The 24,549-nt window shown below is 64.1% G+C and carries 24 protein-coding genes and 1 pseudogene; 16 read left to right on the top strand and 9 right to left on the bottom strand.

Annotated features, from left to right (window positions below; genetic code table 11):
- The 7 genes and pseudogenes from IB235_RS15285 to IB235_RS15255 form a co-directional block, all read right to left on the bottom strand.
- Positions 1–214, bottom strand: a pseudogene (locus IB235_RS15285) (hypothetical protein); the annotation flags it as partial.
- A gap of 788 nt (positions 215–1,002) precedes the next feature.
- The gene (locus IB235_RS15280; protein ID WP_192337414.1) at positions 1,003–2,136 is read right to left on the bottom strand and encodes a GNAT family N-acetyltransferase; all 1,134 of its coding nucleotides are present in this window, start codon (positions 2,134–2,136) and stop codon (positions 1,003–1,005) included.
- Between the two features lie 31 nt (positions 2,137–2,167).
- On the bottom strand, positions 2,168–2,920 hold the full coding sequence (locus IB235_RS15275) for an SDR family oxidoreductase (protein ID WP_192337413.1): 753 nt from the start codon (positions 2,918–2,920) through the stop codon (positions 2,168–2,170).
- Positions 2,917–3,672: a glycerophosphodiester phosphodiesterase family protein gene (locus IB235_RS15270; RefSeq protein ID WP_192337412.1), complete on the bottom strand. Its 756-nt coding sequence runs from the start codon at positions 3,670–3,672 to the stop codon at positions 2,917–2,919. The genes IB235_RS15275 and IB235_RS15270 overlap by 4 nt, the downstream gene beginning before the upstream one ends.
- A complete protein-coding gene (locus IB235_RS15265) occupies positions 3,672–4,112 on the bottom strand; it encodes a RidA family protein (protein ID WP_155039035.1) in 441 nt (146 codons plus the stop codon). The genes IB235_RS15270 and IB235_RS15265 overlap by 1 nt, the downstream gene beginning before the upstream one ends.
- 9 nt (positions 4,113–4,121) lie before the next feature.
- Positions 4,122–4,577, bottom strand: a complete 456-nt coding sequence (locus IB235_RS15260) for a YbjN domain-containing protein (protein ID WP_155039036.1) — start codon at positions 4,575–4,577, stop codon at positions 4,122–4,124.
- Positions 4,578–4,630: 53 nt separating this feature from the next.
- Positions 4,631–8,077 carry a chromosome segregation SMC family protein gene (locus IB235_RS15255; protein WP_192337411.1) on the bottom strand — a complete coding sequence of 1,149 codons (3,447 nt, stop codon included), beginning with the start codon at positions 8,075–8,077 and terminating at the stop codon, positions 4,631–4,633.
- Between the two features lie 152 nt (positions 8,078–8,229).
- Between IB235_RS15255 and IB235_RS15250 the strand changes: the two genes are divergently transcribed.
- Together IB235_RS15250 and IB235_RS15245 are read left to right on the top strand one after the other, a co-directional pair.
- A complete protein-coding gene (locus IB235_RS15250; RefSeq protein ID WP_192337410.1) occupies positions 8,230–8,580 on the top strand; it encodes a CidA/LrgA family protein in 351 nt (116 codons plus the stop codon).
- Positions 8,577–9,293: an LrgB family protein gene (locus IB235_RS15245; RefSeq protein WP_192337409.1), complete on the top strand. Its 717-nt coding sequence runs from the start codon at positions 8,577–8,579 to the stop codon at positions 9,291–9,293. The genes IB235_RS15250 and IB235_RS15245 overlap by 4 nt, the downstream gene beginning before the upstream one ends.
- 50 nt (positions 9,294–9,343) lie before the next feature.
- On the opposite strand, the gene IB235_RS15240 is transcribed toward IB235_RS15245, so the two are convergent.
- Positions 9,344–9,664, bottom strand: coding sequence for a DUF6280 family protein (locus tag IB235_RS15240; protein ID WP_024842734.1), 321 nt, complete (start codon positions 9,662–9,664; stop codon positions 9,344–9,346).
- A 344-nt stretch (positions 9,665–10,008) separates the two neighbouring features.
- On the opposite strand from IB235_RS15240, the gene efp reads away from it, so the two are divergent.
- Together efp and IB235_RS15230 are read left to right on the top strand one after the other, a co-directional pair.
- Positions 10,009–10,572 carry an elongation factor P gene (gene efp, locus IB235_RS15235; RefSeq protein WP_155039040.1) on the top strand — a complete coding sequence of 188 codons (564 nt, stop codon included), beginning with the start codon at positions 10,009–10,011 and terminating at the stop codon, positions 10,570–10,572.
- Between the two features lie 126 nt (positions 10,573–10,698).
- On the top strand, positions 10,699–11,007 hold the full coding sequence (locus IB235_RS15230) for a GNAT family N-acetyltransferase (protein WP_155039041.1): 309 nt from the start codon (positions 10,699–10,701) through the stop codon (positions 11,005–11,007).
- A 1-nt stretch (position 11,008) separates the two neighbouring features.
- Here the strand turns inward: IB235_RS15230 and IB235_RS15225 are convergent, their stop codons facing one another.
- Positions 11,009–11,968: a LysR family transcriptional regulator gene (locus IB235_RS15225; RefSeq protein ID WP_155039042.1), complete on the bottom strand. Its 960-nt coding sequence runs from the start codon at positions 11,966–11,968 to the stop codon at positions 11,009–11,011.
- Between the two features lie 290 nt (positions 11,969–12,258).
- Between IB235_RS15225 and chvE the strand changes: the two genes are divergently transcribed.
- The 12 genes from chvE to IB235_RS15165 all read left to right on the top strand — a co-directional run bounded on the left by chvE (position 12,259) and on the right by IB235_RS15165 (position 24,548).
- The gene (chvE, locus tag IB235_RS15220) at positions 12,259–13,299 is read left to right on the top strand and encodes a multiple monosaccharide ABC transporter substrate-binding protein (protein WP_225612359.1); all 1,041 of its coding nucleotides are present in this window, start codon (positions 12,259–12,261) and stop codon (positions 13,297–13,299) included.
- A 76-nt stretch (positions 13,300–13,375) separates the two neighbouring features.
- Positions 13,376–14,950: a multiple monosaccharide ABC transporter ATP-binding protein gene (gene mmsA, locus IB235_RS15215; protein WP_155039240.1), complete on the top strand. Its 1,575-nt coding sequence runs from the start codon at positions 13,376–13,378 to the stop codon at positions 14,948–14,950.
- Positions 14,943–16,127 carry a multiple monosaccharide ABC transporter permease gene (gene mmsB, locus IB235_RS15210; protein WP_192337408.1) on the top strand — a complete coding sequence of 395 codons (1,185 nt, stop codon included), beginning with the start codon at positions 14,943–14,945 and terminating at the stop codon, positions 16,125–16,127. Before mmsA ends, mmsB begins: the two co-directional genes overlap by 8 nt.
- Complete coding sequence (gene araD, locus IB235_RS15205) at positions 16,127–17,869, top strand: L-arabinonate dehydratase (protein WP_192337407.1); 1,743 nt, start codon at positions 16,127–16,129, stop codon at positions 17,867–17,869. The genes mmsB and araD overlap by 1 nt, the downstream gene beginning before the upstream one ends.
- Positions 17,856–18,788, top strand: a complete 933-nt coding sequence (locus tag IB235_RS15200) for a Gfo/Idh/MocA family protein (RefSeq protein WP_370576902.1) — start codon at positions 17,856–17,858, stop codon at positions 18,786–18,788. The genes araD and IB235_RS15200 overlap by 14 nt, the downstream gene beginning before the upstream one ends.
- Positions 18,782–19,684, top strand: a complete 903-nt coding sequence (locus tag IB235_RS15195) for a 2-dehydro-3-deoxygalactonokinase (protein WP_192337406.1) — start codon at positions 18,782–18,784, stop codon at positions 19,682–19,684. Before IB235_RS15200 ends, IB235_RS15195 begins: the two co-directional genes overlap by 7 nt.
- The gene (locus tag IB235_RS15190) at positions 19,681–20,277 is read left to right on the top strand and encodes a 2-dehydro-3-deoxy-6-phosphogalactonate aldolase (protein ID WP_192337405.1); all 597 of its coding nucleotides are present in this window, start codon (positions 19,681–19,683) and stop codon (positions 20,275–20,277) included. Before IB235_RS15195 ends, IB235_RS15190 begins: the two co-directional genes overlap by 4 nt.
- Positions 20,274–21,119 carry an SMP-30/gluconolactonase/LRE family protein gene (locus IB235_RS15185; RefSeq protein WP_192337404.1) on the top strand — a complete coding sequence of 282 codons (846 nt, stop codon included), beginning with the start codon at positions 20,274–20,276 and terminating at the stop codon, positions 21,117–21,119. The genes IB235_RS15190 and IB235_RS15185 overlap by 4 nt, the downstream gene beginning before the upstream one ends.
- Positions 21,116–22,126 carry an aldose epimerase family protein gene (locus tag IB235_RS15180; protein ID WP_192337403.1) on the top strand — a complete coding sequence of 337 codons (1,011 nt, stop codon included), beginning with the start codon at positions 21,116–21,118 and terminating at the stop codon, positions 22,124–22,126. The genes IB235_RS15185 and IB235_RS15180 overlap by 4 nt, the downstream gene beginning before the upstream one ends.
- A gap of 44 nt (positions 22,127–22,170) precedes the next feature.
- On the top strand, positions 22,171–22,926 hold the full coding sequence (locus IB235_RS15175) for a GntR family transcriptional regulator (RefSeq protein WP_155039050.1): 756 nt from the start codon (positions 22,171–22,173) through the stop codon (positions 22,924–22,926).
- 113 nt (positions 22,927–23,039) lie between these two features.
- On the top strand, positions 23,040–24,014 hold the full coding sequence (locus IB235_RS15170; protein ID WP_155039051.1) for a tripartite tricarboxylate transporter substrate binding protein: 975 nt from the start codon (positions 23,040–23,042) through the stop codon (positions 24,012–24,014).
- Positions 24,015–24,074: 60 nt separating this feature from the next.
- On the top strand, positions 24,075–24,548 hold the full coding sequence (locus tag IB235_RS15165; RefSeq protein ID WP_192337402.1) for a tripartite tricarboxylate transporter TctB family protein: 474 nt from the start codon (positions 24,075–24,077) through the stop codon (positions 24,546–24,548).
- Position 24,549: the final 1 nt, after the last annotated feature.

Below are 24,549 nucleotides of genomic sequence, written 5' to 3'. Positions count from 1 at the left end.
CGCGGGTTTCATACTCGGCGATAACGCTGGCCTCGGCCTCCTCATCGTTCAACTCACCCCGATCAAACTGCGTCAGCCACAATTGGATGAGGTTGGCGGAGATCTGGTGCGTGCGCTGCGCATCCCGCCGGCCGATCACCCCGGCACGGATGTCCTGGCAGAGTTGCGGCTTGAACGGGGTCGAATGCCGACGGTAGGGACCTCGTGATGTCATGAGCCTTCTCCGATCAAGGCCCGTTCAGCGTATCAGTTTTTCCGGGACCCTTGGTCCAGCCCGTGGGGTTCACTCCACATCCCGATCGGATATGCATGCCTTCCCAAGGCCTACCAAAGGAAGGGGACTTTGTACTTTTCCCCCGGAACAAGTGCCGCATGCCGAGAGTCCAGTCTTTCGAAAGGATCGTACATCACCAGCACTCGTATTTCATTGTGCTCTGCGAAAGTGCTTTCACGCCGAGGCGCGAACCATCGTTTTGGTCGACAACCAAGGAAGCTTTCAGTCTGCCAGTCGTCTGCATCCTTATTGTCTAGTGATATTGGGTTGGTAGCCAATGCCGTATCCACCTGACATAAACTTGCTTAGGACAATGCCGCGTAGCCGCCCATTGAAGACCCATAGCAGACACGCGTCCTGAAGCTGCGGCGCAATAGAATTTAATTCACCTAGATTATCTGATCGTAGAATGACGGGTCTAAATATTTCCTGTGGCCATCACTCTCAAGAAATGCCGCGTAATTTACATTCTTTTTTGGCACCAAGCATCCGCCCACCTGAGGCGACTGAGAACCGGCCCAGCCGTAAAAAGATTGTCAAAATCCATCACAAACGGTCGATCAGTATCGATCACCTTGATAATCGCTGAATATCCGTTCTTTCCACGTATTCTGCTTTCAAATACCATACGCCGCTGGCGCGCGGCTACTCGGTTCAACCTCAAACGTCGATAATGCGACCAATCGGAATCCGAAAACATTATCAACGTAAGCCAGAGGTTTCGTCATTCAGGCGCCGCGTCGGAACGGGCCCATCTCGGTCAGCAATTCGATTTCCTGCCCGACCGCCATGCGCTCACGGGTCAGGTAATCCGCCACTGCATCATGAAAGCCTTGATCGGCCAGCCAGTGCAGGGAATGGGTCTGTGTCGGCAAGTAACCCCGCGCCAGCTTATGTTCTCCCTGCGCCCCGGCCTCGACCCGGGAAAGACCGTGCTCGATCGCCCAGTCAATGGCCCGGTGGTAACAAAGTTCGAAATGCAGATGCGGGTGATCCTCGACGCAGCCCCAGTAGCGGCCATAGATCGAGTCCGTCCCCAGCAGGTTCAGCGCGCCCGCGACCGGACGGCCATCCCGTTCGGCCAGAACCAGCAGGCAATCGTCGCGCATCGTGTCATGCAGGATGTCGAAGAACGCCCGCGTCAGGTAGGGCCGACCCCATTTGCGGCTGCCGGTATCCTGATAGAAGTGCCAGAACGCGTCCCAATGCCGGGGCAAAATCTGGTCGCCACGCAGGCTGCTGATCGTGCCGCCGAAAGCCTGTGCGCGCTCGCGTTCCTTGCGGATCGCCTTGCGCTTGCGCGAGGATAGTTCGGACAGGAATTCGTCATAGGATGCGTAGCCGCGATTGAGCCAGTGGAACTGCTCGCTCGCGCGGGGCAGATAGCCCGCCGCCTCGCCCAACTCGGCCTCGGCCTCGGTGCAGAAGGTGACATGGACGCCCGACAGGCCGGATTGCTTGGCCACCTGCGCCATCGCCTGCAGCAGCGCCCCCTGCGCCGCCGGATGGTTTGAAATCAGCCGGGGGCCGGTGACCGGCGTGAAGGGGACGGCGCATTGCAGCTTGGGGTAATAATCTCCGCCCGCGCGCTCGAATGCCTGCGCCCAGGCATGGTCAAAGATGTACTCGCCCTGACTGTGGGTCTTCAGGTAGCAGGGCGCGACGCCGGCCACCTGACCGTCCAGCCGCGCGATCAGGTGGCTCGGGTGCCAGCCTGTGCCCTGCCCGACCGAACCGGACGCCTCCAGCGCGGACAGGAAACGATGCGTGGTGAAGGGGTTGGCCCCCGCCCCGCAGCCATCCCATAGCGCGGGTTCGATGCCGGAAATCGCAGACAGGACCGAGACGCTGAGTTCACTCATGCACCGAACCTAACCGGGCGGGTTCGCCTTGTCAGCGCCCGCCGGTCACTTCCAGGTTTGTCCCGGTGACATAGCTTGCCTGTTCGCCGGCCAGCCACAGGATTGCCTCGGCCACTTCCTCGGCGCTGCCGGGACGCCCCATCGGCACGCCCACGGACAGGCGCTGCGCCCGCTCGGGGTCGCCACCCGAGGCGTGGATCTCGGTCTCGATCAGGCCGGGGCGAACAGCATTGACGCGGATGTTCTGCGGCGCCAACTCCTTGGCAAGCCCGATATTCAGGCTGTCGATGGCCCCCTTGCTGGCGGCATAATCGACATATTCCCCCGGACCGCCCAGCCGCGCGGCAGCGGAACTCAGCAGCACGATCGAGGCCGAGGGCTGGTCCTTGGGCCGCGCCATCCGCCGTGCCGCCTCGCGCGCGGTCAGCAGCGCTCCGATCACGTTCACGTCGATGACGCGCTGCATGCGCTCCAGCGTCATTTCGGCCAAAGGCATCGCGCGGGCCAGCATGCCCGCATTGACGACAACGGCATCAATGCGCCCGAACTCACCCTCGGCCGCGTCGAACAGGGCGGCCACGTCGGCCTCGCTTGCGGCATCGGCGCGCAAGCCGACGGCACGGCGACCCATGGCGCGGATGCGCTCCAGCACCTCGTGCCCGGCGGCGAAATCGTCGCGCCAGCTGATTGCCACGTCCCAGCCGCGTTCAGCCGCCAAAAGAGCAACCGCCCGGCCGATGCCACGCGACCCACCGGTCACGATCATGGATTTTCTATCGGTCATGCTGCCCCCGGAAGATAGTTCTCGAACGTGATATTGTCGGCCACCTGCCGCGCCGCCTGCTCCTGCTGGGACGAGCGGATGGTCCATGTCAGGACCGGAACGCCGCGTGCCTTCAGCGCCGTCACCGCCGGATTGTCCAGATCGTTGCGGTCATGCGACACGAAACTGGCCCCGACTCGGTCGAAATCTGCAATGGTGGCCAACGACGTGCGGGTCGTTGCATCGATATCCGGCCAATCCACGGCGTCATAATCGCAGGTGGTCAGGCCCACGGCGATATCCGGCGCAGCGCGATGGAAAGCCGCAACGCTATGCGGATTGAAGGACATGACCGCGACCGGACCGACATAATCGGCCAGCAGTTCGGCGACGCGTTCGGACAGGTCGCCAATCTGATCGGTCGAGCGCAGGCTTTGATCCTTGATCTCGATCAGCAGCGGCACGCGGCCCGCCACCTCGGCCAGCAATTCGGCCAAGGTCGGGATCGATTCTGCGGTGCCCATGATGCGCAGCAGGGACAGCGCGTCGATGCCAAGGGCGCGCACCAGCCCCTCGGCCCCGGTCAGGCGCGGCAGGTCATCGTCGTGGAACACGACCGGAGTCCCATCCGCCGCCGCCTGAATGTCGCATTCGATGGCATATCCAGCGGCGATGGCCGCGCGGAACGCGCCCATGCTGTTTTCCGGTAGCCCAAGCGAATGCAGCCCCCGATGTGCGATCGGCAGGCGCAGGAAATCGGGATGCAGGTCCATCACTCGATCTCGAAGATCGCTTCAATCTCGACCGCGACGCCACGCGGTAAAGCCGGCGCAGAAACCGCGGCGCGGGCATGGCGGCCCTTGTCGCCGAAAACCTCGACCATCAGGTTCGAGCAGCCGTTGACCACCTCGGGCTGGTCGGTGAATTCCGGGGTCGAATTGACGAAGCCGCCCAGTTTGACCACGCGCTTCACACGGTCCAGCGACCCCAGCGCGGCGCGCGCCTGCGCCAGCAGCGCAAGGCCACAGGTCCGCGCGGCCTCGGTCCCGGCCTCGACCGCCAGATCGGCACCCAGCTTGCCCTTGGCGGTGCTGATCTGCCCCGAGACGAAAAGCAGGTTCCCCGAGATCACGTAAGGCACGTAATTCGCGGCAGGCGCGGGCGCCTCCGGCAACGTGATCCCCAGTTCGGCGAGTTTCGTCTCGATGCTCATGGTCTTTACCTACTCTGTGATGGAGGCGCGAAAATCGCCAAGGACACCGCGCCAGGTTTCCAGCGCGTCCTCGAAATTCTCGCGTCCCAGACCGTCGCCTGCAAGACCGATATCCATTTCCAGATAGGGATTGCCCGATTCCGCCACCACCAGCTTGGCAAAGGGGTTGTCGCGGTTCCAGTCATTCGCATCGGCAGTAGTCATCGGCTCGGCCATCTGGAAGCCGGTCACGAACTGCATCCGGCGGCACTGCGGATGGCATTCGTAGAAGAAGACGTTGAACAGCGTGTCGTCGATCTCGCTTTCCAGCATGGGCAGGCCTTCGATGTCCTGCCGTTTCGTGACCTTCAGGCCCATTTCGGACATGATCTGGCCGATCATTTCGGGATCGCCTGTCACCTGCGCGGCAAGAAGCGGCAGGGGGTGCAGACAGACAATGGTCAGGAAAGCGCAAAGCGCACGCATCTTGGTCTTAAGCTCCGCGAGGGGGAATGGCAGACCTATTAGCGTTTTCGGATTCAGGCCACCAGTGCTTCCGCGCGCTTCAGATCGACGCTGACCAATTGACTGACACCCTGCTCGACCATGGTGACGCCGAACAGCCGGTCCATCCGCGCCATGGTCACCGCGTGGTGGGTGATTACCAGGAATCGCGTCTCGGTCCGGCGGGTCATTTCGTCCATCAGATCGCAGAAGCGGGTGACGTTGGCGTCGTCCAGCGGCGCGTCGACCTCGTCCAGCACGCAGATCGGCGCGGGATTGGCTAGGAAGACGGCAAAGATCAGCGCCAGCGCGGTCAGGGTCTGCTCGCCCCCCGACAGCAGGCTGAGGGTCGACAGCTTTTTCCCCGGAGGCTGGCACATGATTTCCAGCCCAGCTTCCAGCGGATCGTCGGATTCGACCAGCACCAGCCGCGCCTCGCCGCCACCAAACAGGTGGGTGAACAGCGTGGTGAAATTGCGGTTCACCGTGTCAAAGGCGGTCAGCAGACGCTCACGACCTTCGCGGTTCAGGCTGCCGATGCCTTGCCGCAGTTTGCGGATGGCCTCGGTCAGGTCTTCCTTTTCGCCGCTGAGGCGGTCGCGCTCGGTTTCCAGCTCCTGCTTGTCATCCTCGGCGCGCAGGTTGACTGCGCCCAACGAATCCCGCTGCTGGCGCAGGCGCAGGATCTGGTCCTCAAGCGCTGCCAGAGCGATTTGCTGCAATTCCCCCAACGACTCCAGCAGAGCCTCGGGGGTGGATTCGGCGTCTTCCTGGATACGGGCGCGGGCATTGGCCTCGGCCTCGGTCGCGGCCTCAGAACGGGCCTGACGGGCGGCGCGGGCCTCACGGGCGTCGGATGCGCCGCGTTCCGCCTCGCGCTCAGCCTCGGCGGCAACGCGCAGGGTCTGGTCAGCGGCAGACAGCGCCGCGCGGGCGCGGGCAAGACGGGCGGCGGCGCGGGCCTCGGATTCTGTCAGCGCTTCGCGGCGTTCGGCCAGAACCTCGGGCTGGGCCTCGGCCGCCTCCAGCTCCTCGGCAGCATGGTCGCGGCGCGAGATCAGCTCGGCCGAGCGTGATCCGGCCTGATCCAGACGCAGCCGCCAGCCGGATTCCTCGGTCGAGATTTCCTGCAGCCGTTTGGTGCGCGACAGCACCTCGCGTTTCAATTCGTCCAGACGGCCACGGCGGGTCATCGTGGCGATGCGCGCGGCCTCAACTGCGGTGCGGGCATGTTCCAACGCAGCGGCAATGCTGCCCCGATCCGGCAATTCACCGATGGCGCGTTCGGCATCGGACAGGCGCGTGCGGGCATCGCCAGCATCGGCGCGATGGCGGTCCAACTCGGCACGGGCGGATTCGGCGCGGCTTTGCGCCATGGACAGTTCGGATTCTGCCTTGGTCAGGATGCGCGCGGCATCCGACATCGCACGTTCAGCCTCGCGGCGGGCATCACGAGCACGCTTTTCGGCCTCGCTGGCCGCGATGTGGCGGTCGCGCAGGGCCAGATGCGCGGCGATTGCATCCGTCGCATGGGCCTGCGCGGCCTCGGCCTGTCGGGTGATCTCGGCCAGTTGGTTGACCTTTTGCAGATGCAGCGCCGCCGCCGATACGGTTTCGCCCGCCAGCAGGCGCATGCCGTCCCAGCGGAACAGGTCGCCTTCCAGCGTGACCAGCCGTTGGCCGGGCGTCAGCGTGGATTGCAGCCTTGCCCCGGTCGCGACATCCTTGACCAGCCCGACCTGCGACAGGCGACGCTCCAGCGCCGCCGGCCCCTCGACCTGTGCTGCGATCGAGGCAATGCCCCCGGGCAGCGGATGGGCCGCGCCATAGCCCGGCAGCACGTGCCAGCCCGAGCCATCGCTGGCCAGCCCCGAGGACAGGTCATCTCCCAAAGCCGCGCCAAAGGCCGCCTCATAACCCTTTTCCACCCGGATCAGGTCCAGAAGCGACTCGCCGCCTTTGCCATTGCGCTCAACCAGACGGGTCAGGGCCGCCATTTCGGCATTCAGCGCGGAAAGTTCACCTTCGGCCTCGGCGCGGGTGGCGCGGGCAAGGGCTTCCTCGGCCTCAAGTGAGCCGCGGGCCTCCTCGGCGGCGGACAGGCTGTCCTCGGCGGCCTCGACGCGCTCGCGGGCCTGCTCCAAGGTTTCCTCGGCGGTCGAGCGGGCGGATTGCGCGATGCTCCCGGTTTCAGACGCGGCCTCCAACGTGCCCTCGGCCTCGGAGGCGGCGCGCGTGGCACGGTCAAGCATCTGGCGCAGGTCATGGGCCAGCCGTTCGGCGGATTGGTAGCGCGCGGCCAACCGGGCGGATTCGTCGGTCAACTCGCCCAGCTTGTCTTCGACCTCGCGCAGCGCTTCGCCGGCTTCCTCGGCGGTGCTGGCAGCGGCTTCCAGCTTGGCGTCATGGCCCTGCCCGGCCTTTTCCAACTCGCGCCGTTCCCATTCCAGCCGCTCGATCACCTCGACCGCGTCGCGATTCAGGGCAGATTCGCGTTCGATGTCGCGATCCAGTTGGCTGATGCGGGCCAGCAGCGTCTTGATCGCCTGCGCGGCTCGGGCCTCGGCCTCGTCCAGAGCCTCGCGTTCGACGGTGGCGCGGGACAGGATTGCGGCGGCGACCTGTTCTTCCTCGCGCAGCGGCGGAAGCTGGCGGTCGGCCTCTTCGCGGGCAGAAATGGCGCGTTTCGCTGCGATTTCCGCGTCAGAGGCGGCGCGAATCGCTTCGCGCAGGATCTCGGCGGTCTGGGTACGGGCCTGATCGGCGTCATGCCAGCGGCGATACAGAAGCTGGCCTTCCGCCTTGCGCAGAACGGCGCCGATCTCGCGATACTTGGCGGCGGCACGGGCCTGACGCGCCAGCGAGGCAGCCTGAGAGGACAGCTGATCCAGCGTATCGTCAACGCGGGTCAGGTTGGCCTCGGCCGCGTTCAGCTTCAGCTCGGCCTCGTGCCGGCGCTGATACAGACCCGAAATCCCGGCCGCTTCCTCAAGGATGCGGCGGCGGGCCTTGGGCTTGGCATTGATCAATTCGGAAATCTGCCCCTGCCGCACCAGCGCCGGAGAATGCGCCCCGGTCGAGGCATCCGCGAACAGCATCTGCACGTCGCGGGCACGGACTTCCTTGCCGTTGATGCGATAGGCCGAGCCGGCATCGCGGGTAATCCGACGGGTAACGTCCAGCGCGTCGCTGTCATTCATGCCCGCCGGGGCAAGACGATCCTTGTTATCAAGGGTCAGCGTCACCTCGGCATGGGCGCGCGCGGAACGTCGCGTCGTTCCGGCAAAGATCACGTCCTCCATACCGTCGCCGCGCATGGCCGAGGGGCGGTTTTCGCCCATGACCCAGCGCAAAGCCTCAAGCAGGTTCGACTTGCCGCAGCCATTCGGCCCGACCACGCCCGTCAGCCCTTCATGGATGACCAGATCGGTCGGGTCCACGAAGCTTTTGAATCCGTTCAGGCGAAGTCTGTCGAAGCGCAATGTGGCAAGGCCTTTGATTCACGTGAAATGCGGCAATTCTTGGTGATTTGCGCCTTCAAGTCAATCTTGGCCACCAGATATGGAGGGTCGCGCGCTTTTATCCACAATATTTGAGCGGTGGACCTTGCCCTAGGCCGCGCTAATCTGACGCCATGATTCCCGCGCTGGCCATATTGCTGTCCTTTCAGCTGATCGGAGAGATCGCCGCTCGCGGTCTTGGCCTGACCGTACCGGGGCCGGTCATCGGGATGATGCTGCTGGTCGCAAGCTGCCTGATACGGCCGTCCCTGGCCGAGATGCTGCGCCCGGTCGTACGCGGATTGCTGGCGAACCTGTCGCTGTTTTTTGTCCCCGCAGGCGTCGGCGTCGTCGCCCATATGGCCGAGTTCCGCAGCGACGGCCTCGCCATCGCGCTTGCGCTGACCGTCTCGACGGCACTGGCCATCGTGGTGGGAGCGCTGGTTTTCGTCGGCGTCGTGCGGCTGCTGGGGCGGCACGAATGACCGATGCGGCGCTGATCTGGTCCTATCTGTCGCGCGGGCCGCTGCTGTGGCTGACCGCGACGTTGTTTGCCTATTGGATCGGGGATCGCTGTTTTCGCGCGGCCGGGCGGCAAAGCTGGGCGAATCCGGTCATGGTCGCGGTGGCGCTGCTGGCAGTGCTGCTGGAGCTGACCGGGACCAGCTACCAGACTTACTTCGAGGGCGCGCAATTCGTGCATTTCATGCTGGGCCCGGCCACGGTCGCGCTGGGAATGCCGCTATTCGACAACCTGCACCGGGTCCGCAAGGCGCTGCTGCCACTGCTGGCGGCGCTGACCGCCGGGTCACTAACTGCTGTGGTATCGGTCCTGATGATCGCCAAGGCGACAGGCCTGTCGCCGGTGATGATGGCCAGCCTTGCGCCGAAATCGACCACCGCGCCCGTCGCCATCGGCATTGCCGAGGGGTTGGGCGGGGAACCGACGATCACCGCCGTCCTGGTTTTGCTGACCGGGATTTTCGGCGCGATCATCGCCACACCGCTGCTGAATTTGCTGAAAATCCATGACTGGCGCGCACGTGGCCTGTCCGTCGGGGTCGCGGCGCATGGCATCGGCACCGCCCGCGCCTTTCAGGTCAACGAGACCGCTGGCGCCTTTGCCGGGATTGGCATGGGGCTGAACGCCGTGCTGACCGCGATCATTGCGCCGCTGGTCCTGCACCTGTTCCAATAACGAAAAAGGCCGCCCATGCGGACGGCCCAGATGCGCAGCAGGGGCCGGGATCAGGCGGCGTCTGCCTCTTCGGCGGCGTGGCGGCGTTCGCTTTCCTCGCGCGACAGCGCGACCGAGGTCCGCACGCCTTTGGCCACGAATTCCATCAGGCCTTTCACGACTCGTTCGTTCGGATCGATGCCAGCGCAGGACAGAACCTCGCGGCCATCGCGCGACCGTGCCCAACGTGCAATTTGATCAGGCCCGTTGCCGTATTTTTTGTCATCCGCGATCGCATCATCAAGTGCGGCCAGCACAACGGCGGCAAAAAGCTTGCGGGCACGTTGGCCTTGCTCAAAATTGAATGCCGAACCATCCACGAAATCGCGCATCTACTGTATCCTGTTTTTCTTGCGGTACCGCATCATACCGACCTGACCGATGTCGGGTCGCTACAGTCGCCAGACTGGCGGGCAAGGGGCGACTTAGCCGATCCTGCCAATGATTCGGTATGCCCTAGCCCACATGACAGCCATGCGCCCCGCGCAAACCCAAGCCGATCTTGATCATAGCTTGCGGCAGCTGAAGCTTTCACGACAAACGAAAACGCCCGACAGCCCTTGACAACGCCGGATTGACGATCTGGTTGCGACGGAACGTGCCCGTGGATATAGGGGCCAGCACATGCGGTTCAAGACGCGCGAGCCGCAACATTTTCGCGAAAAGGTCGCCTCGCATGCCCAAGATCAACGGCAATGAAATCAAGCCCGGCCTCGTGCTGGAACATGACGGCGGGCTCTGGGCCGCGGTCAAGGTCAACCATGTCAAGCCCGGCAAGGGCGGCGCATTCGCTCAGGTCGAGCTGAAGAACCTGCGCGACGGGCGCAAGCTCAACGAGCGTTTCCGCAGCGAAGACAAGGTCGAAAACGTCCGCCTGGACAACAAGGACCAGCAATTCCTGTATGAAACCGACGGCCGTCTGGTCTTCATGGACAATGAAACCTTCGAGCAGATCGAGCTGGATGCCGACCTGCTGGGCGACCGCCGCCCCTTCCTGCAGGATGGCATGACCGCCACTGTCGAATATTACGGCGATGAAGCCCTTTCGGTCCGCATTCCGCAGAAAGTCGTCTGCAAGGTCGTCGAGACCGAGCCGGTGCTGAACGGCCAGACCGCCTCGAAAAGCTTCAAACCGGCGATCCTCGACAATGGCCTTCGCGTCATGATCCCGCCCTTCGTCGGCGTCGATGAGGACATCGTCGTGAATACCGAGATGTTCGAGTATTCGGAACGCGCCTGATCCGGTCGCGCCGGGGTCAAACCCGGCGCAACTGCACGATTTCGCGCCAAAGCGTGCGAAATGGCTCTGCCGACAGGGCCGAACGCGCCTATGCTGCAGTCCCGAGTCGCAATGACGGAGCAGCCCATGGCACAACCTGCAATTCGCATCACGCATGAGGATTTCGGCACCTCCGGGCGCTATGCGGCCCAGATTCCCGGTGCCGATGGCGAAGCCGAGCTGACCTGGCATTCCGGCGGACCCGGTGTCATCGTCGCCGACCATACCCTTGCCCCCGACACCATGCGCGGCAGCGGCGTCGCCATGGCGCTGGTCCAGCGGCTGATCGACGACGCGCGGCGGCAGGGGATGCAGATCGTGCCGAGCTGCACCTATGTCCGGGCGCAATTCGACCGCCATCCGGAATGGGCCGAGCTTCGGGCCGGGATCGCCTAAGTCAGGCGCCGCGCCCGCGCAACTCCTCCTCAAGCACCTTCAGAAAGATCTGCGCTGCCGGCGTCGGCTCTCGGTCGCGCAGGGTGACGATGGAATAGGCCGGGACGCTCAGGCCCGGCACGACATCCAGTTCCGTGACCGGACCGCCCTCGCCCGCCTCGGAGAACAGCCGCGCGGCGGAGCTCGACATCACCGCCACCGCCTGTGAGCGCATGACGAAGGCAAAGGACAGCATCAGCGATCCGGTCGAGATCACCGTGCTCGGCAGGGCCAGACCGCGCCCGGTCAGGTAGCGTTCGACCGTGTCGCACAGCATGCTGCCCGTCGGCTGCATCACCCAGTCGAAGGGCAAACATTCCTCCAATGTCAGCCCCTTGCGCCGGGCCAGAGGATGATCGCGGCGCACCACCAGCGACAGCGGCTCGGCCCCGATCGGGATGGTGTCGAACTGGCTGGCCTCGATGCCTTCGGGGACACGGCCGATATACAGGTCCAGATTGCCCGAGAGCAGCCCCGCCACCAGCCGGTCGCTGGAGGTCACCTCGATCTTGAAGCGCAGATAGGGTTCGGATCGCTCAAGGCTGCGCACCACCGGCAGAACCAGATCCAATGAGGGGCCGGTGACCGAACCCACATGCACCGATCCGACGCTGCCGCGATTGATGTCGCGCACCTCGCGGCCCGCCAGATCAAGGTCGCGCAGCATCGACCGCGCCCGCTCGGCCAGCCGTTCCCCTGCCGGAGTCAGGGTGATTCCCCGGCTATGACGCTGCGACAATTGCGCGCCGACGATCCGCTCAAGGTCAGCCAGCAGCCGCGAAGCCGCCGGCTGCGTGATATTCATCAAGGCTGCCGCCAAACTAAGCTGCCCACTGCGCTGAACGGCAACCAAAAGCGCCAATTGCCTCAATTTTATGCCGCGAGAGACCAGCTCGTCGCCAAGATCGCGATTTGTCCGCATCCGTCGCCCCTCGCGTCCATTTCGATGTTAGCGCTAAGATATACCATAATAGGTATATCGAGTTCCAGAAACCGAAATTGACGCCAAACCCTGCACAAAGATAACTTGCGGGCAGGCAAGCGGGGCAGAAGTCCGCTGCCGCGGTGATCGGCCTCGGGACGGGCCCGGACGGCCCGCGAAGTCGGGGGGATGCACCGGAAGATTGCCATAAAGGGCGCCAGAAAAAGCGCCTTCTTCTGTCGTGCCCCATAACGGGAGGAAATTAATTGTTTACCCTTAAGAAACTCGCTCTGGCAGCCGCCTCGGTTGCCGCGCTCTCCGTGCCGGGCATCGCCGCGGCCGAAGGCATGGTCGGCATCTCGATGCCCACCAAGACCTCGGCCCGTTGGATCGCGGACGGCGACAACATGGTCAAGCAATTCCAGGAAGCCGGCTATCAGACCGACCTGCAATATGCAGATGACGACATTCCGAACCAGCTGAACCAGATCGAGAACATGATCACCAAGGGTGTGGACGTTCTGGTCATCGCCGCCATCGACGGCACCACGCTGTCGAACGCGCTGGCAAACGCCAAGGCCGCGGACATCAAGGTCATCGCCTATGACCGCCTGATCCGCGACACCGGCGACATCGACTATTATGCCACCTTCGACAACTTCAAGGTCGGCGTCGAGCAGGCCAACACCCTGGTCGCGGGCCTGAAAGAGCGCTTCCCGAACGTGAAGCCGTGGAACGTCGAACTGTTCGGCGGCAGCCCGGACGACAACAACGCCTTCTTCTTCTATGACGGCGCGATGTCGGTGCTGCAGCCGATGATCGACTCGGGCGAGATCGTGATCCCCTCGGGCCAGCAGGGCATGGACAAGGTCGGCACGCTGCGTTGGGACCCGGCAACGGCCCAGTCGCGCATGGATAACATCCTGTCGGCCAACTACACCGACAAGCAGGTCAACGGCGTGCTGTCGCCCTATGACGGGCTGTCGATCGGTATTCTGTCCTCGCTCAAAGGCGTCGGCTATGGCTCGGGCGACCTGAAGATGCCGATCGTTTCGGGTCAGGACGCGGAACTGCAATCGTCGAAGTCGATCCTGGCGGGCGAACAGTATTCGACCATCTTCAAGGACACCCGTGAGCTGGCGAAAGTCACCGTCGGCATGGTCGATTCGATGATCAAGGGCAGCGAGCCGCAGATCAACGACACCAAGACCTACAACAACGGCGTCAAGGTCGTCCCCTCGTTCCTGCTGCAGCCGGTTCCGGTCACCGCCGCCAACCTGAACGAAGTTCTGGTCGGCTCGGGCTACTACACCGAAGACCAGCTGAAGTAATCTGATCAACCCGCGCCGCCGCAGGGGATGCATCCCTTGCGGCGGCGTATTCCTAAGCTAGGGGCATATGGTAGCGATGGACGCCATTCTGGAAATGCGGGGAATCACCAAGGAATTCCCCGGGGTCAAAGCCCTCGACAACGTCAATCTGGTGGTCAAGCGCGGCGAAATCCGCGCGCTTTGCGGTGAAAACGGCGCAGGCAAATCCACCCTGATGAAGGTTCTGTCGGGCGTCTACCCGCACGGCTCCTATGACGGAGAGATCCTTTACAAGGGAAAGCCGATGGCTTTCCGCAAGATCACCGACAGCGAAGAGCAGGGCATCGTCATCATCCACCAGGAGCTTGCCCTGGTGCCGCATATGTCGATCGCCGAGAACATCTTCCTGGGCAATGAGATCGCCAAGAACGGCGTGATCGACCGCCACGAAACCAACCGCCGCACCGCCGAACTTCTGGCCAAGGTGGGCCTTCGCGAAAGCCCCGAGACCAAGGTCGGCGAGCTGGGCATGGGCAAGCAGCAGCTGATCGAGATCGCCAAGGCGCTGTCGAAAAAGGTCGAACTGCTGATTCTGGACGAGCCGACCTCGTCGCTGAACGAACATGACAGCGCCGCGCTGCTGCGCCTGCTGGACAGCTTCCGCGAACAGGGCATGACCGCGATCATGATCTCGCACAAGCTGAACGAGATCTCCGAGGTCTGCGACAGCCTGACGGTCTTGCGCGATGGGGCCACCGTGTCGCATCATCAGGGCATGGTTCCCGAAAGCCAGATCATCAAGGACATGGTCGGCCGTTCGATGGACGACCGCTACCCGCCGCGCGAACCCAAGATCGGCGAGGTGATCATGCAGGTCCGCGACTGGACCGTGGCCGAGGAAGGTGGCGATGGCCGCCTGCTGGTCGACAATGCCAAATTCGACCTCAAGCGCGGCGAAGTCCTGGGCATCGCCGGCCTGATGGGCGCGGGCCGCACCGAACTGGCGATGAGCATGTTCGGCCGCTCGGTCGGCGTGTTCCGCAAGGGCTCGGTCAAGATCAATGGCAAGGATGCCGATCTGAGCACCGTGTCCAAGGCGATCAAGGCTGGCCTTGCCTATGTGACCGAGGACCGCAAGTCGCTGGGCCTGGTGCTGGAAGACAGCATCCGCCGCAACATTCCGCTGGCCAACCTTGCCGGTGTCGCGCGCTACGGCGTCATCGACCACCACAAGGAAGGCAAGGTCGCGCAGGATTACCGCAAGGCAATCAATATCCGCGCCCCTTCCATCGATCAGGCGACGATGAACCTGTCGGGCGGCAACCAGCAGAAAGTCGTGCTGGCGAAATGGCTGTTCTCTGAGCCGGAAATTCTGATCCTCGACGAGCCCACGCGCGGCATCGACGTGGGCGCGAAATACGAAATCTACACCATCATCCGCGACCTTGCTGCCGCGGGTAAGTCCATCATCGTGATTTCTTCTGAAATGCCCGAGCTTCTGGGCATCACCGACCGCATCATCGTGATGAACGAGGGCCGTCTGGTGGGCGAGATGCCCACCTCCGAGGCGACCCAGGAACGCATCATGTCGGTCATCATCAAGTCAGGCCACGACCTGACCGAGGAAGACATCACCCCCGAAGAGATCGAGGCAGAGACCGCCCATGTCTGATACCACAACCGATCGCGGCAGCGACACGTTCGGCTTCATCCGCCGGAACATGCGCCAATATGGCATCCTGTTCGCCCTTGTCATCATCATGGCCTTCTTTCAGGTCGTGACCGGCGGCATCCTGTTCCGTCCGGTGAACCTGACGAACCTGTTCCTGCAGAACAGCCATATCGTCATCATGGCGGTCGGCATGCTGCTGATCATCGTGGCCGGTCACATCGACCTGTCCGTCGGCTCGGTCGCGGCCTTTGTCGGCGCGCTGGCGGCGATCATGATCGTCAAGATGGGGCTTCCGGTCCCGTTGGTGGTCGTGCTCAGCCTGGTCGCAGGCGCCCTGATCGGCGCGGCGCAGGGCTACTGGATCGCCTATTGGAAGATTCCGTCTTTCATCGTGACGCTGGCTGGCATGCTGGTGTTCCGCGGTCTGACCATGTGGGCGCTGCAGGGCCAGTCGATCGGCCCCTTCCCCAAGGAATTCCAGATGATCGCCTCGGGCTTCATCCCGGACTTCTTCGGGCCGGACAAGCCGAACACGCTGTCGCTGATCCTCGGCTGGGGGGCGGCGCTGGTGATCCTGTGGCTGCAGGTCCGCAACCGCAAGCGCCAGGAAGCCGTCGGCATCGCCGATGAGCCCTTTGCCTTCTTCGTCGGCAAAAACGCCCTGATCTTTGTTGCGCTGGCCTGGATGACCTGGGCGCTGGCCAACTTCCGCGGCCTGCCGAACGTCTTCATCGTCATGGCCGTTCTGGTCGCACTGTATTCGTTCATCTCCGAGCGCACCACGCTGGGCCGTCGCATCTACGCCATCGGTGGCAACGAGAAGGCTGCGAAGCTCTCGGGCATCAATGTCGAGCGCATCACCTTCCTGACCTTCGTGAACATGGGCATGCTGGCCGCGCTGGCCGGTCTGGTCGTCTCGGCACGTCTGAACTCGGCCACGCCGAAAGCCGGTGTCGGCTTCGAACTGGACGTGATCGCGGCGGTCTTCATCGGCGGCGCGTCGATGTCGGGCGGTGTCGGCACGGTGATCGGCGCAATCGTCGGCGCTTTCATCATGGGCGTCATGAACAACGGCATGTCGATCCTTGGCATCGGCATCGACTACCAGCAGGTCATCAAGGGCCTGGTCCTTATGGCCGCCGTCATCTTTGACGTCTCGAACAAGAGAAAATCGTAATGTCCTTCAAACCCGCTGAATGGCCGCGCAAGCTGCGGTCGCAACATTGGTATGGCGGCAATTCGCGCGACACCATTTACCATCGTGGCTGGCTGAAGAACCAAGGCTACCCTCATGATCTGTTCGATGGCCGCCCGGTCATCGGCATCCTGAACACCTGGTCGGACCTGACGCCCTGCAACGGCCACCTGCGTGAGCTGGCTGAAAAGGTGAAGGCCGGGATCTGGGAGGCCGGTGGCTTCCCGGTCGAGGTTCCGGTGTTCTCGGCGTCGGAAAACACCTTCCGCCCGACCGCGATGATGTATCGCAACCTCGCCGCCATGGCGGTCGAGGAAGCGATGCGCGGCCAGCCGATCGACGGTGCCGTCCTTATGGTCGGCTGCGACAAGACCACGCCTTCGCTGCTGATGGCTGCTGCCTCGACCGATATTCCGTCGATCGTGGTCACCGGCGGTCCGATGCTGAACGGCTGGTTCCGTGGCGAGCGTATCGGCTCGGGCACCCATCTGTGGAAATTCTCGGAGGCCGTGAAGGCTGGCGAGATGACGCAGGACGAGTTCCTTGAGGCCGAACAAGCGATGAGCCGTTCGTCCGGCACCTGCAACACCATGGGCACTGCGTCGACGATGGCGTCGATGGCGGAAGCCCTCGGCATGGCGCTTTCGGGCAATGCCGCGATCCCGGCGGTGGATAGCCGTCGCCGCGTGATGGCGCAGATGACCGGCCGCCGCATCGTGCAGATGGTCAAGGATGACCTGAAGCCCAGCGACATCATGACCAAAGAGGCGTTCGAGAACGCGATCCGCTGCAATGGAGCGATCGGCGGCTCGACCAATGCCGTGGTCCACCTGCTGGCGATGGCGGGCCGCACCGGAGTCGAGCTGACGCTGGACGATTGGGACCGCTGTGGCCGCGACGTCGCGACCATCGTGAACCTGATGCCCTCGGGCAAATACCTGATGGAAGAGTTCTTCTATGCCGGCGGCCTGCCCGTCGTGCTGAAGCGTCTGGGTGAAGCCGGCCTTCTGCACAAGGACGCGCTGACCGTCTCGGGCGAAAGCATCTGGGACGAGGTCAAGGACGCCAAGAACTGGAACGAGGATGTCATCCTGCCGGTCGAGAAGGCTTTGACCCAACAGGGCGGCATCGCGGTCCTCAAGGGCAACCTCGCGCCGCTGGGCGCGGTGCTGAAGCCCTCGGCCGCGTCCCCGCATCTGATGCAGCACCGTGGCCGCGCCGTGGTCTTCGAGGATATCGACGACTACAAGGCCCGGATCAACGATGACGATCTCGACATCGACGAGACCTGCATCATGGTCATGAAGAACTGCGGTCCCAAGGGCTACCCGGGCATGGCCGAGGTTGGCAATATGGGCCTGCCGCCCAAGGTGCTGAAAAAAGGCATCACCGACATGGTCCGCATTTCCGATGCGCGCATGTCTGGCACGGCTTACGGCACGGTTGTCCTGCACACCTCGCCCGAAGCCGCGCGCGGTGGCCCGCTGGCCATCGTTCGCAGCGGTGACTTCATCGAACTGGACGTGGCGAACCGCCGCCTGCATCTGGACCTGAGCGACGAGGAAATCGCCGCCCGTCTGGCCGATTGGAAGAACCCGGTCGAACCACCCGCCTCGGGCTATGCACGGATGTTCCATGACCATGTCGAGGGCGCCGATACCGGGGCCGATTTCGACTTCCTCAAAGGATGCCGCGGAAGCGAGGTGGGACGTGACAGCCACTGATCTGGCCATTATCGGCTTCGGCAAGATTGCCCGTGAACAGCACCGTCCCGCGTTGGAGGCCTCATCGGCCTTCAACTTCGCGGCGACGGTTGATCCGTTCAACACGGCCGAGGGCATCTCCTCCTACAAGGACGTGACGACTTTCCTGGCCGAGCGCCCGGAAGTCGGCGCGGTCGCGCTTTGCACGCCGCCGCAGGTCCGCTTCGCCGTCGCGCGCGAAGCGCTGCTGGCCGGTCGCCACGTGCTGCTGGAAAAACCGCCGGGCACCACCGTGTCCGAGGTGATGACGCTGCAGCGCATCGCCAAGGAACAGGGCAAGACGCTTTTCACCGCATGGCACAGCCAATTCGCCCCCGGCATCCCCGGCGCGCGGGACTGGCTTTCGGACCGCAAGATCACCGCAATCACGGTGACCTGGCGTGAGGACGTGCGCCGCTGGCATCCCGGTCAGGACTGGATCTTTGCCCCCGGCGGGACCGGCGTCTTTGACCCCGGCATCAACGCCTATTCGATCCTGACCTATATCCTGCCGGTCGGCCTTTACACGACCGAGGCCGCGCTGGAATTCCCGGAAAACCGCGACACGCCGATCGCCGCTCAGCTGAAAATGCTGACCGAAGAAGGCGCACCGGTCGATCTGGACTTCGATTTCCGCGAGACCGGCGTGCAGACCTGGGACATGCGGATCGAGACCGATCGCGGCGTGATGGAGCTGTCGCAAGGCGGCGCGACCATTACCGCGGACGGCGAGGTGCTTTCGGCCGAAGGCGCGCTGGCGGGCGAATATGACCGCATCTATGCCCGCTTCGCTGAACTCATCGCTGCGGGCGAAAGCGATGTCGACGTGGCACCGTTCCGCCATGTCGCCGATGCGATGATGCTGGGCCGCCGGGTCCAGTCGGAAGCCTTCGAATGGTAAGGCCGAACTGGATCGCAGTCGATTGGGGCACCACCCGGCTGCGCGTCTGGGCCATGAACGACTCCGAGGTGCTGGAAAACCGCTCCTCGGACAAGGGCATGGGTAGCCTTGACCGCGACGGCTTCGAACCCGCGCTTCTGGAACTGGTCGAGGACTGGCTGGGCGACCAGCCGGTCCCCGTCATCGCCTGCGGCATGGTCGGTGCCCGCACCGGCTGGGTCGAGGCGGAATACCGCCCCACCCCCTGCACCCCGCTGGACCCGCTGCGCGCCACCCGGCCCGTCGTGCGCGATCCTCGCCTTGACGTACATATCCTGCCCGGCCTGTCGCAGATCGACCCGCCCGACGTGCTGCGCGGCGAGGAAACCCAGATCGCGGGCTTCATCGCGCAGAACCCGGACTTTCAGGGCACGCTTTGCCTGCCCGGCACGCATTGCAAATGGGTCATTATCTCGAACGGTCAGGTCGAGGGTTTCCACACCTTCATGACCGGCGAGGTCTATGCGCTGCTGTCGCGCCAATCGGTGCTGCGCCTGACCATTGGCGACGCCAAGCCCGACCTGCCCGGCTTCCTTGAGGCCTCGGCGCAGGCGGCGACCAATGCCGACATGGCGGCGGCAGGGCTGTTCCCCCTGCGTGCAGCGGCGTTGTTGAACGGGATGACCCCGGAACAGGGCGCGGGGCGGCTTTCGGGCCTGCTCATCGGGTCCGAGTTGGCAGCGGCGCATCCGCTTTGGCATGGCCGTCGCGTCATCATCATTGGCGCACCGGAACTCTCGGCGCTTTACGCGCAGGCCTTGACGCAGGCCGGTGCCGATGCGCATCAAATGGACGGCGGCGAATTGGTCCTTGCCGGACTGACCGCTGCCGCTTCCGCCCTGACGAGGACCCCATGACCCAGCCCATTATCGCCATCTTGCGCGGCCTGACCCCCGCGGACGCCCTGGCCGTCGGTCAGGCGCTGATCGACGCCGGCATCGACCGGATCGAAGTCCCGCTGAACTCGCCCGATCCGCTGGAAAGCATCCGGCTGATGGCGACCGCCTTTGCCGGTCAGGCGACGATCGGCGCGGGCACCGTGCTGACTGTCGAGGATGTGGCCCGGGTCGCGGATGCCGGCGGGCGGATGATCGTCTCGCCCAATGCGAACCCCGAGGTCATCCGCGAGAGCCGCCGCCGTGGGCTGGAATCCTATCCGGGCGTCTTTACCGCCACCGAATGCTTCACCGCGATCGACGCCGGTGCGACCGGGCTGAAACTGTTCCCCGCGGATCAGGGTGGCATCGGCGTGCTCAAGGCGTTGCGCGCCGTGCTGCCCCGCGACATGCCGGTCTATGCAGTGGGTGGCGTTGGTCCCTCGAACTTTGCCGACTGGTACGCCGCCGGTGCGCAGGGTTTCGGCATCGGGACCTCGCTTTACAAGCCCGGCGACAGTGCCGAGTCCGTCGGTCAGCGTGCGCGCGAGATGGTCGCAGCGCTTCCGGCATGAAATACACCCTGTTCGATCCCCGAGCCTGCCTGCTGGGCGAAGGTGCCTTCTGGCATCCCGAACGTCAGCAGGCCTTCTGGTTCGACATTCTCGGTCGCCGGATGCTTAGCCGCAAGGATGGGCGCGAGCTGGAATGGCGCTTTGATGAGCGCGTCTCGGCTGCAGGCTGGATCGATCATGACACGCTGATCATCGCCAGCGAAACGGCTCTGTTCCGTTTCAACCTCAAGAATGGCAGCCGTGAGGATCTAGTCCCGCTAGAGGCCGACCGCCCGGACACCCGTTCCAATGACGGGCGCGCCGATCCGCAGGGCGGCTTCTGGATCGGGACGATGGCGGTAGATGCGAGCCCCGGTCAGGGCGCAATCTATCGCTACTACAAGGGTGAGTTGCGCAAGCTTTTCGCGCCGATCTCGATCAGCAACGCAATCTGCTTCTCGCCCGATGGCACGCTGGCCTATTTCGCCGATACCGAAGAACAGACCGTCTGGGTCCAGGATCTGGATGGCGACGGCTGGCCCAAGGGCGACAAACGGGTCTTTCTGGATCTGCGCGGCACCGAGGAATATCCCGATGGCGCGGTCACCGATGCCAAGGGCAACTTCTGGAACGCGCGTTGGGGTACCGGGCGGCTGGTCTGCCACGCGCCGGACGGGCGGCTGCTGGATCAGGTCGAGGTGCCCTCGAAACAGACCACCTGCCCCGCCTTCATCGGTGAGCATCTGGACCGCATCCTGCTGACCAGCGCTGCGGTCGATCTGGGCGGCGCGCAGGACGGGCGCAGTTGGCTGGTGATGCCGAACGGTCCAAGGGGCCGACCGGAACCGCAGGTGCTGGCATGACCCGCGAGGTATTCGGCACCCTGCCCGATGGCCAGACCGTCGAGCGCATCACCATCAGCGCGCATGGGCTGACGCTGTCGGTGCTGACGCTGGGCGCGACGGTGCAGGACCTGCGGCTGGAGGGGGTTGATCACCCGCTGGTCTTGGGCTTTCCCGCGCTGGAACCCTATCTGGGTGAGGGTCGCTATGTCGGGGCCATTGTCGGGCGTTGCGCCAACCGCATCGCGCGCGGCCATGCCCGGATCGATGACCTGACACTGGAACTGGACCGCAACGAGGCGGGCCGAACCACGCTTCATGGCGGCTCGGACGGGACGGGCACGCGCAATTGGGCCGTGGGCGAGATCTCGGCAGATGCGATCGCGCTGTCGGATTATCTGCCTGACGGGCATATGGGCTTTCCCGGCGCGATGCTGGTCCATGTCCGCTATCGGCTGCTGCCCGGTGCGGTGTTGCAGATCGAGATGCTGGCCACCTCCAGCGAAACCACTTTGTGCAATTTCGCTCAGCACAGCTATTTCAACCTCGATGGCAGCGACAGTATCGCCGATCACGTGCTGACCATCCCGGCGGAAAGCTGGTTGCCGGTGGATGACACGCTGATCCCGCTGGGCGATCCCGCCCCGGTTCAAGGCTCGCATCTGGACTTCCGCACGCCCGTGCGTCTGGGTGAGCGGTTGGACGGGCCGCTGATCGATCACAACCTGTGCCTGTCCGAGCACAAGCATAAGCTGACCCAGCCTGCCGCCACGCTTGAGGCCGGGGGACTGCGGATGCAGATCGCCTCGACCGAGCCGGGGATTCAGGTCTATGCCGCCGATCACATGCGCCCCGGCGCAACGGGAATCGGTGGTCGTCCTTATGGCCAACATGCCGGAATTGCGTTGGAATCGCAGCTGTGGCCCGATGCGGTGCATCATCCCGGCTACCCGTCGGTGCTGCTCTCGCCGGGGCAACTCTATCGCCAGACCACCAGCTTCAGTTTCACCCGCGTGACAAGCAGTTGACGCAGGGGTAGCCTTCAACCGAAATGGATGCGAGGAGGACGATCATGGCCACTTCATCCACTGAATCCGAGCCGTCGCGCCCGGACACCATCATTGCAGCCGATCAGCCTGCCGCGATGCAGATGTACGGTTTGCTGCGCCGGCGCATCATCGCCGCCGACCTGCTGCCCGGCACCCGCCTGTCGGAACAGGAGATCGCCGACCAATACGACCTGTCGCGCCAACCCGTGCGCGAAGCCTTCATCCGCCTTGCCGGAGAGGGCCTGATCGAGGTCCGTCCGCAGCGCGGGACCTATGTCTCGCGCATCGACATGGATTGGGTAATGGGCACCCGCTTCATCCGCGAGTCGGTCGAGGCCGATATCGTCCGCCTTGCCGCCCGGCTGGCGCAACCCCAGCAGATCGTCGCGCTCCGCGAGATCCTTGAGCGGCAAGAGGCCATTGCGCAGGGCGATGCCAAGGCGCTGGTGACCCTGGACGAGGAATTCCATTACTCGCTGGCCGCAATCGCCGGTCAGACGCTGGTCTGGCGGCATCTGCAGGGACTCAAGATGCATCTGGACCGGGTGCGGCATCTGGTCTCGGCAGTGTCGCCCAAGGACGTGATGCTGGACCAGCACCGCGCCGTGGTCGATGCCATCGCCGCAGGCGATTCCGACCGTGCCGAAAAGGCGATGCGGCTGCATCTGCGTAGGGTCTTTGGCGACCTGCCGGCGATCATGCAGCTTTCACCGCAATATTTCGACAAGGCCGAAATGCTATCCTCGCGTATGCATTACGATCCGGCAGTGAATGCCTGAAATCCCTGTCCGGGCGCTGGTCAGCCGTCTGCACCGTTGACAATGTATACATGAATCACTGATCTTTCCCTTGGGAGAGGCCCGGTAACGCCGTGCCACAAGGGAGGAAAATCATGAATCGCAGAGCTGTTCTGCCGCTGATGGCGGCTGCGCTGTCGCTGGGGCTTGGTGTTGCCCCGGCCATGGCCGAATATCCCGAACGTCCGATCGAGATGATCGTGCCATGGGGCGCAGGCGGCGGCACCGATGCCGTCGGCCGCATCTTTGCCCAGATCCTGCAGGAAGAACTGGGCAAGCCGGTGAACGTGGTGAACCGCACCGGCGGCTCGGGCGTGGTCGGCCACAGCGCCATCTCGCGGGCCAAGCCTGACGGCTATACCATTGGCGTCATGACCATCGAAATCGACATGATGCATTGGCAGGGCCTGACCGACCTGACCTACAAGGATTTCGACATTCTGGCGCTGGTCAACGCCGATCCCGGCGGCATCATGGTCGCCGAGGATGCGCCGTGGAAGGACGCGGCAGCGCTGCGCGACACGATCAAGGCCGACCCGGCCGGGACGGTGAAGGCATCCGGCACCGGTCAGGGCGGCATCTGGCACCTGAACCTGCTGGGCTGGCTGATGTCCGAGGGCATCCCGGTCACGGCCGTGCCCTTCGTCCCCAGCCAAGGTGCCGCAGCGGGCCTGACCGACATGGTCGCGGGCGGCGTGCAGATGGTGCCGTCGTCCCTTGCCGAGGGCCGCTCGCTGATCGATGCGAAGCGTGTCCGCGCGCTGGCCAGCATGTCGGATGAACGCCAATCGCTGTTCCCCGACACGCCGACGCTGAAAGAAGCGACCGGATCGGACTGGAAACTGGCCGTCTGGCGCGCCATCGCCGCGCCCAAGGACATGCCGCCCGAAGCGCGCGCGAAGCTGATCGAGGCCATTGAAAAGGCCTATAACAGCGATGCCTATCAGAACTTCATGAAGGAACGCGGCTTCGGCCTGCGTTGGGCCGGCCCCGAGGAAGCCACCCAGATCGTCGCCGCCGATGACGCCAGCCTTGGCGATGTCATGAAAAAGGCCGGTCTGGCCAAGTGACGACCGGGCCGCGGGGCGCAATCCCGCGGCCTTTTTCATGCAAGCGAAGGGGGATCTGGCATGAGACTGGGGGACCGCGCGCTTGGCGCGCTGACATTGCTGGGGGCGATCGGGCTGTTCTTTGCCTCGCGGCAATTCTCGCCCATACCGGGACAGAAATACGGGGCCGAGACACTGCCGCTGGTCATCTCGATCCTGGCCGGGGCAGTCGGCATCTGGCTGCTTGTGCAGGGCCTCGCCACTGAGCGCAGCGCGGCGCTGACGACCACGCCCGACTGGGCGCGCGAGCCCGCAGCCTGGGCCAAGATCGCGGCGGCCATTATCGTCATCGCGGGCTATATCCTTGCCTCGGACTGGCTGGGTTTCACCATTTCAAGCCTGATCCTTGTCGCAGCGCTGATGCTGCTGACCGGAACCCGGCTTCTGACCGCGTTACCGGTCGCGCTGGCCACGGTGATCGTGGTGCAATTCGCCTTTGGCAAGCTGCTGCTGGTGCCGCTGCCGCGCGGCGAATTCCTGTCTTTGCCGTGGTGAG

The organism is Paracoccus sp. PAR01 (assembly GCF_014851995.1).
GTDB lineage: Bacteria > Pseudomonadota > Alphaproteobacteria > Rhodobacterales > Rhodobacteraceae > Paracoccus > Paracoccus litorisediminis.
This window is presented reverse-complemented; position numbering and strand designations above follow the sequence as displayed.

Excerpts from the sequence above, each read along its gene's own strand:
- IB235_RS15280 (WP_192337414.1), bottom strand. The coding sequence starts at position 2,136 with ATGAGTGAACTCAGCGTCTCGGTCCTGTCTGCGATTTCCGGCATCGAA.
- IB235_RS15275 (WP_192337413.1), bottom strand. The coding sequence starts at position 2,920 with ATGACCGATAGAAAATCCATGATCGTGACCGGTGGGTCGCGTGGCATC.
- IB235_RS15270 (WP_192337412.1), bottom strand. The coding sequence starts at position 3,672 with ATGGACCTGCATCCCGATTTCCTGCGCCTGCCGATCGCACATCGGGGG.
- IB235_RS15265 (WP_155039035.1), bottom strand. The coding sequence starts at position 4,112 with ATGAGCATCGAGACGAAACTCGCCGAACTGGGGATCACGTTGCCGGAG.
- IB235_RS15260 (WP_155039036.1), bottom strand. The coding sequence starts at position 4,577 with ATGCGTGCGCTTTGCGCTTTCCTGACCATTGTCTGTCTGCACCCCCTG.
- IB235_RS15250 (WP_192337410.1), top strand. The coding sequence starts at position 8,230 with ATGATTCCCGCGCTGGCCATATTGCTGTCCTTTCAGCTGATCGGAGAG.
- IB235_RS15245 (WP_192337409.1), top strand. The coding sequence starts at position 8,577 with ATGACCGATGCGGCGCTGATCTGGTCCTATCTGTCGCGCGGGCCGCTG.
- IB235_RS15240 (WP_024842734.1), bottom strand. The coding sequence starts at position 9,664 with ATGCGCGATTTCGTGGATGGTTCGGCATTCAATTTTGAGCAAGGCCAA.
- efp (WP_155039040.1), top strand. The coding sequence starts at position 10,009 with ATGCCCAAGATCAACGGCAATGAAATCAAGCCCGGCCTCGTGCTGGAA.
- IB235_RS15230 (WP_155039041.1), top strand. The coding sequence starts at position 10,699 with ATGGCACAACCTGCAATTCGCATCACGCATGAGGATTTCGGCACCTCC.
- IB235_RS15225 (WP_155039042.1), bottom strand. The coding sequence starts at position 11,968 with ATGCGGACAAATCGCGATCTTGGCGACGAGCTGGTCTCTCGCGGCATA.
- mmsA (WP_155039240.1), top strand. The coding sequence starts at position 13,376 with ATGGACGCCATTCTGGAAATGCGGGGAATCACCAAGGAATTCCCCGGG.
- mmsB (WP_192337408.1), top strand. The coding sequence starts at position 14,943 with ATGTCTGATACCACAACCGATCGCGGCAGCGACACGTTCGGCTTCATC.
- araD (WP_192337407.1), top strand. The coding sequence starts at position 16,127 with ATGTCCTTCAAACCCGCTGAATGGCCGCGCAAGCTGCGGTCGCAACAT.
- IB235_RS15195 (WP_192337406.1), top strand. The coding sequence starts at position 18,782 with ATGGTAAGGCCGAACTGGATCGCAGTCGATTGGGGCACCACCCGGCTG.
- IB235_RS15190 (WP_192337405.1), top strand. The coding sequence starts at position 19,681 with ATGACCCAGCCCATTATCGCCATCTTGCGCGGCCTGACCCCCGCGGAC.
- IB235_RS15185 (WP_192337404.1), top strand. The coding sequence starts at position 20,274 with ATGAAATACACCCTGTTCGATCCCCGAGCCTGCCTGCTGGGCGAAGGT.
- IB235_RS15180 (WP_192337403.1), top strand. The coding sequence starts at position 21,116 with ATGACCCGCGAGGTATTCGGCACCCTGCCCGATGGCCAGACCGTCGAG.
- IB235_RS15175 (WP_155039050.1), top strand. The coding sequence starts at position 22,171 with ATGGCCACTTCATCCACTGAATCCGAGCCGTCGCGCCCGGACACCATC.
- IB235_RS15170 (WP_155039051.1), top strand. The coding sequence starts at position 23,040 with ATGAATCGCAGAGCTGTTCTGCCGCTGATGGCGGCTGCGCTGTCGCTG.
- IB235_RS15165 (WP_192337402.1), top strand. The coding sequence starts at position 24,075 with ATGAGACTGGGGGACCGCGCGCTTGGCGCGCTGACATTGCTGGGGGCG.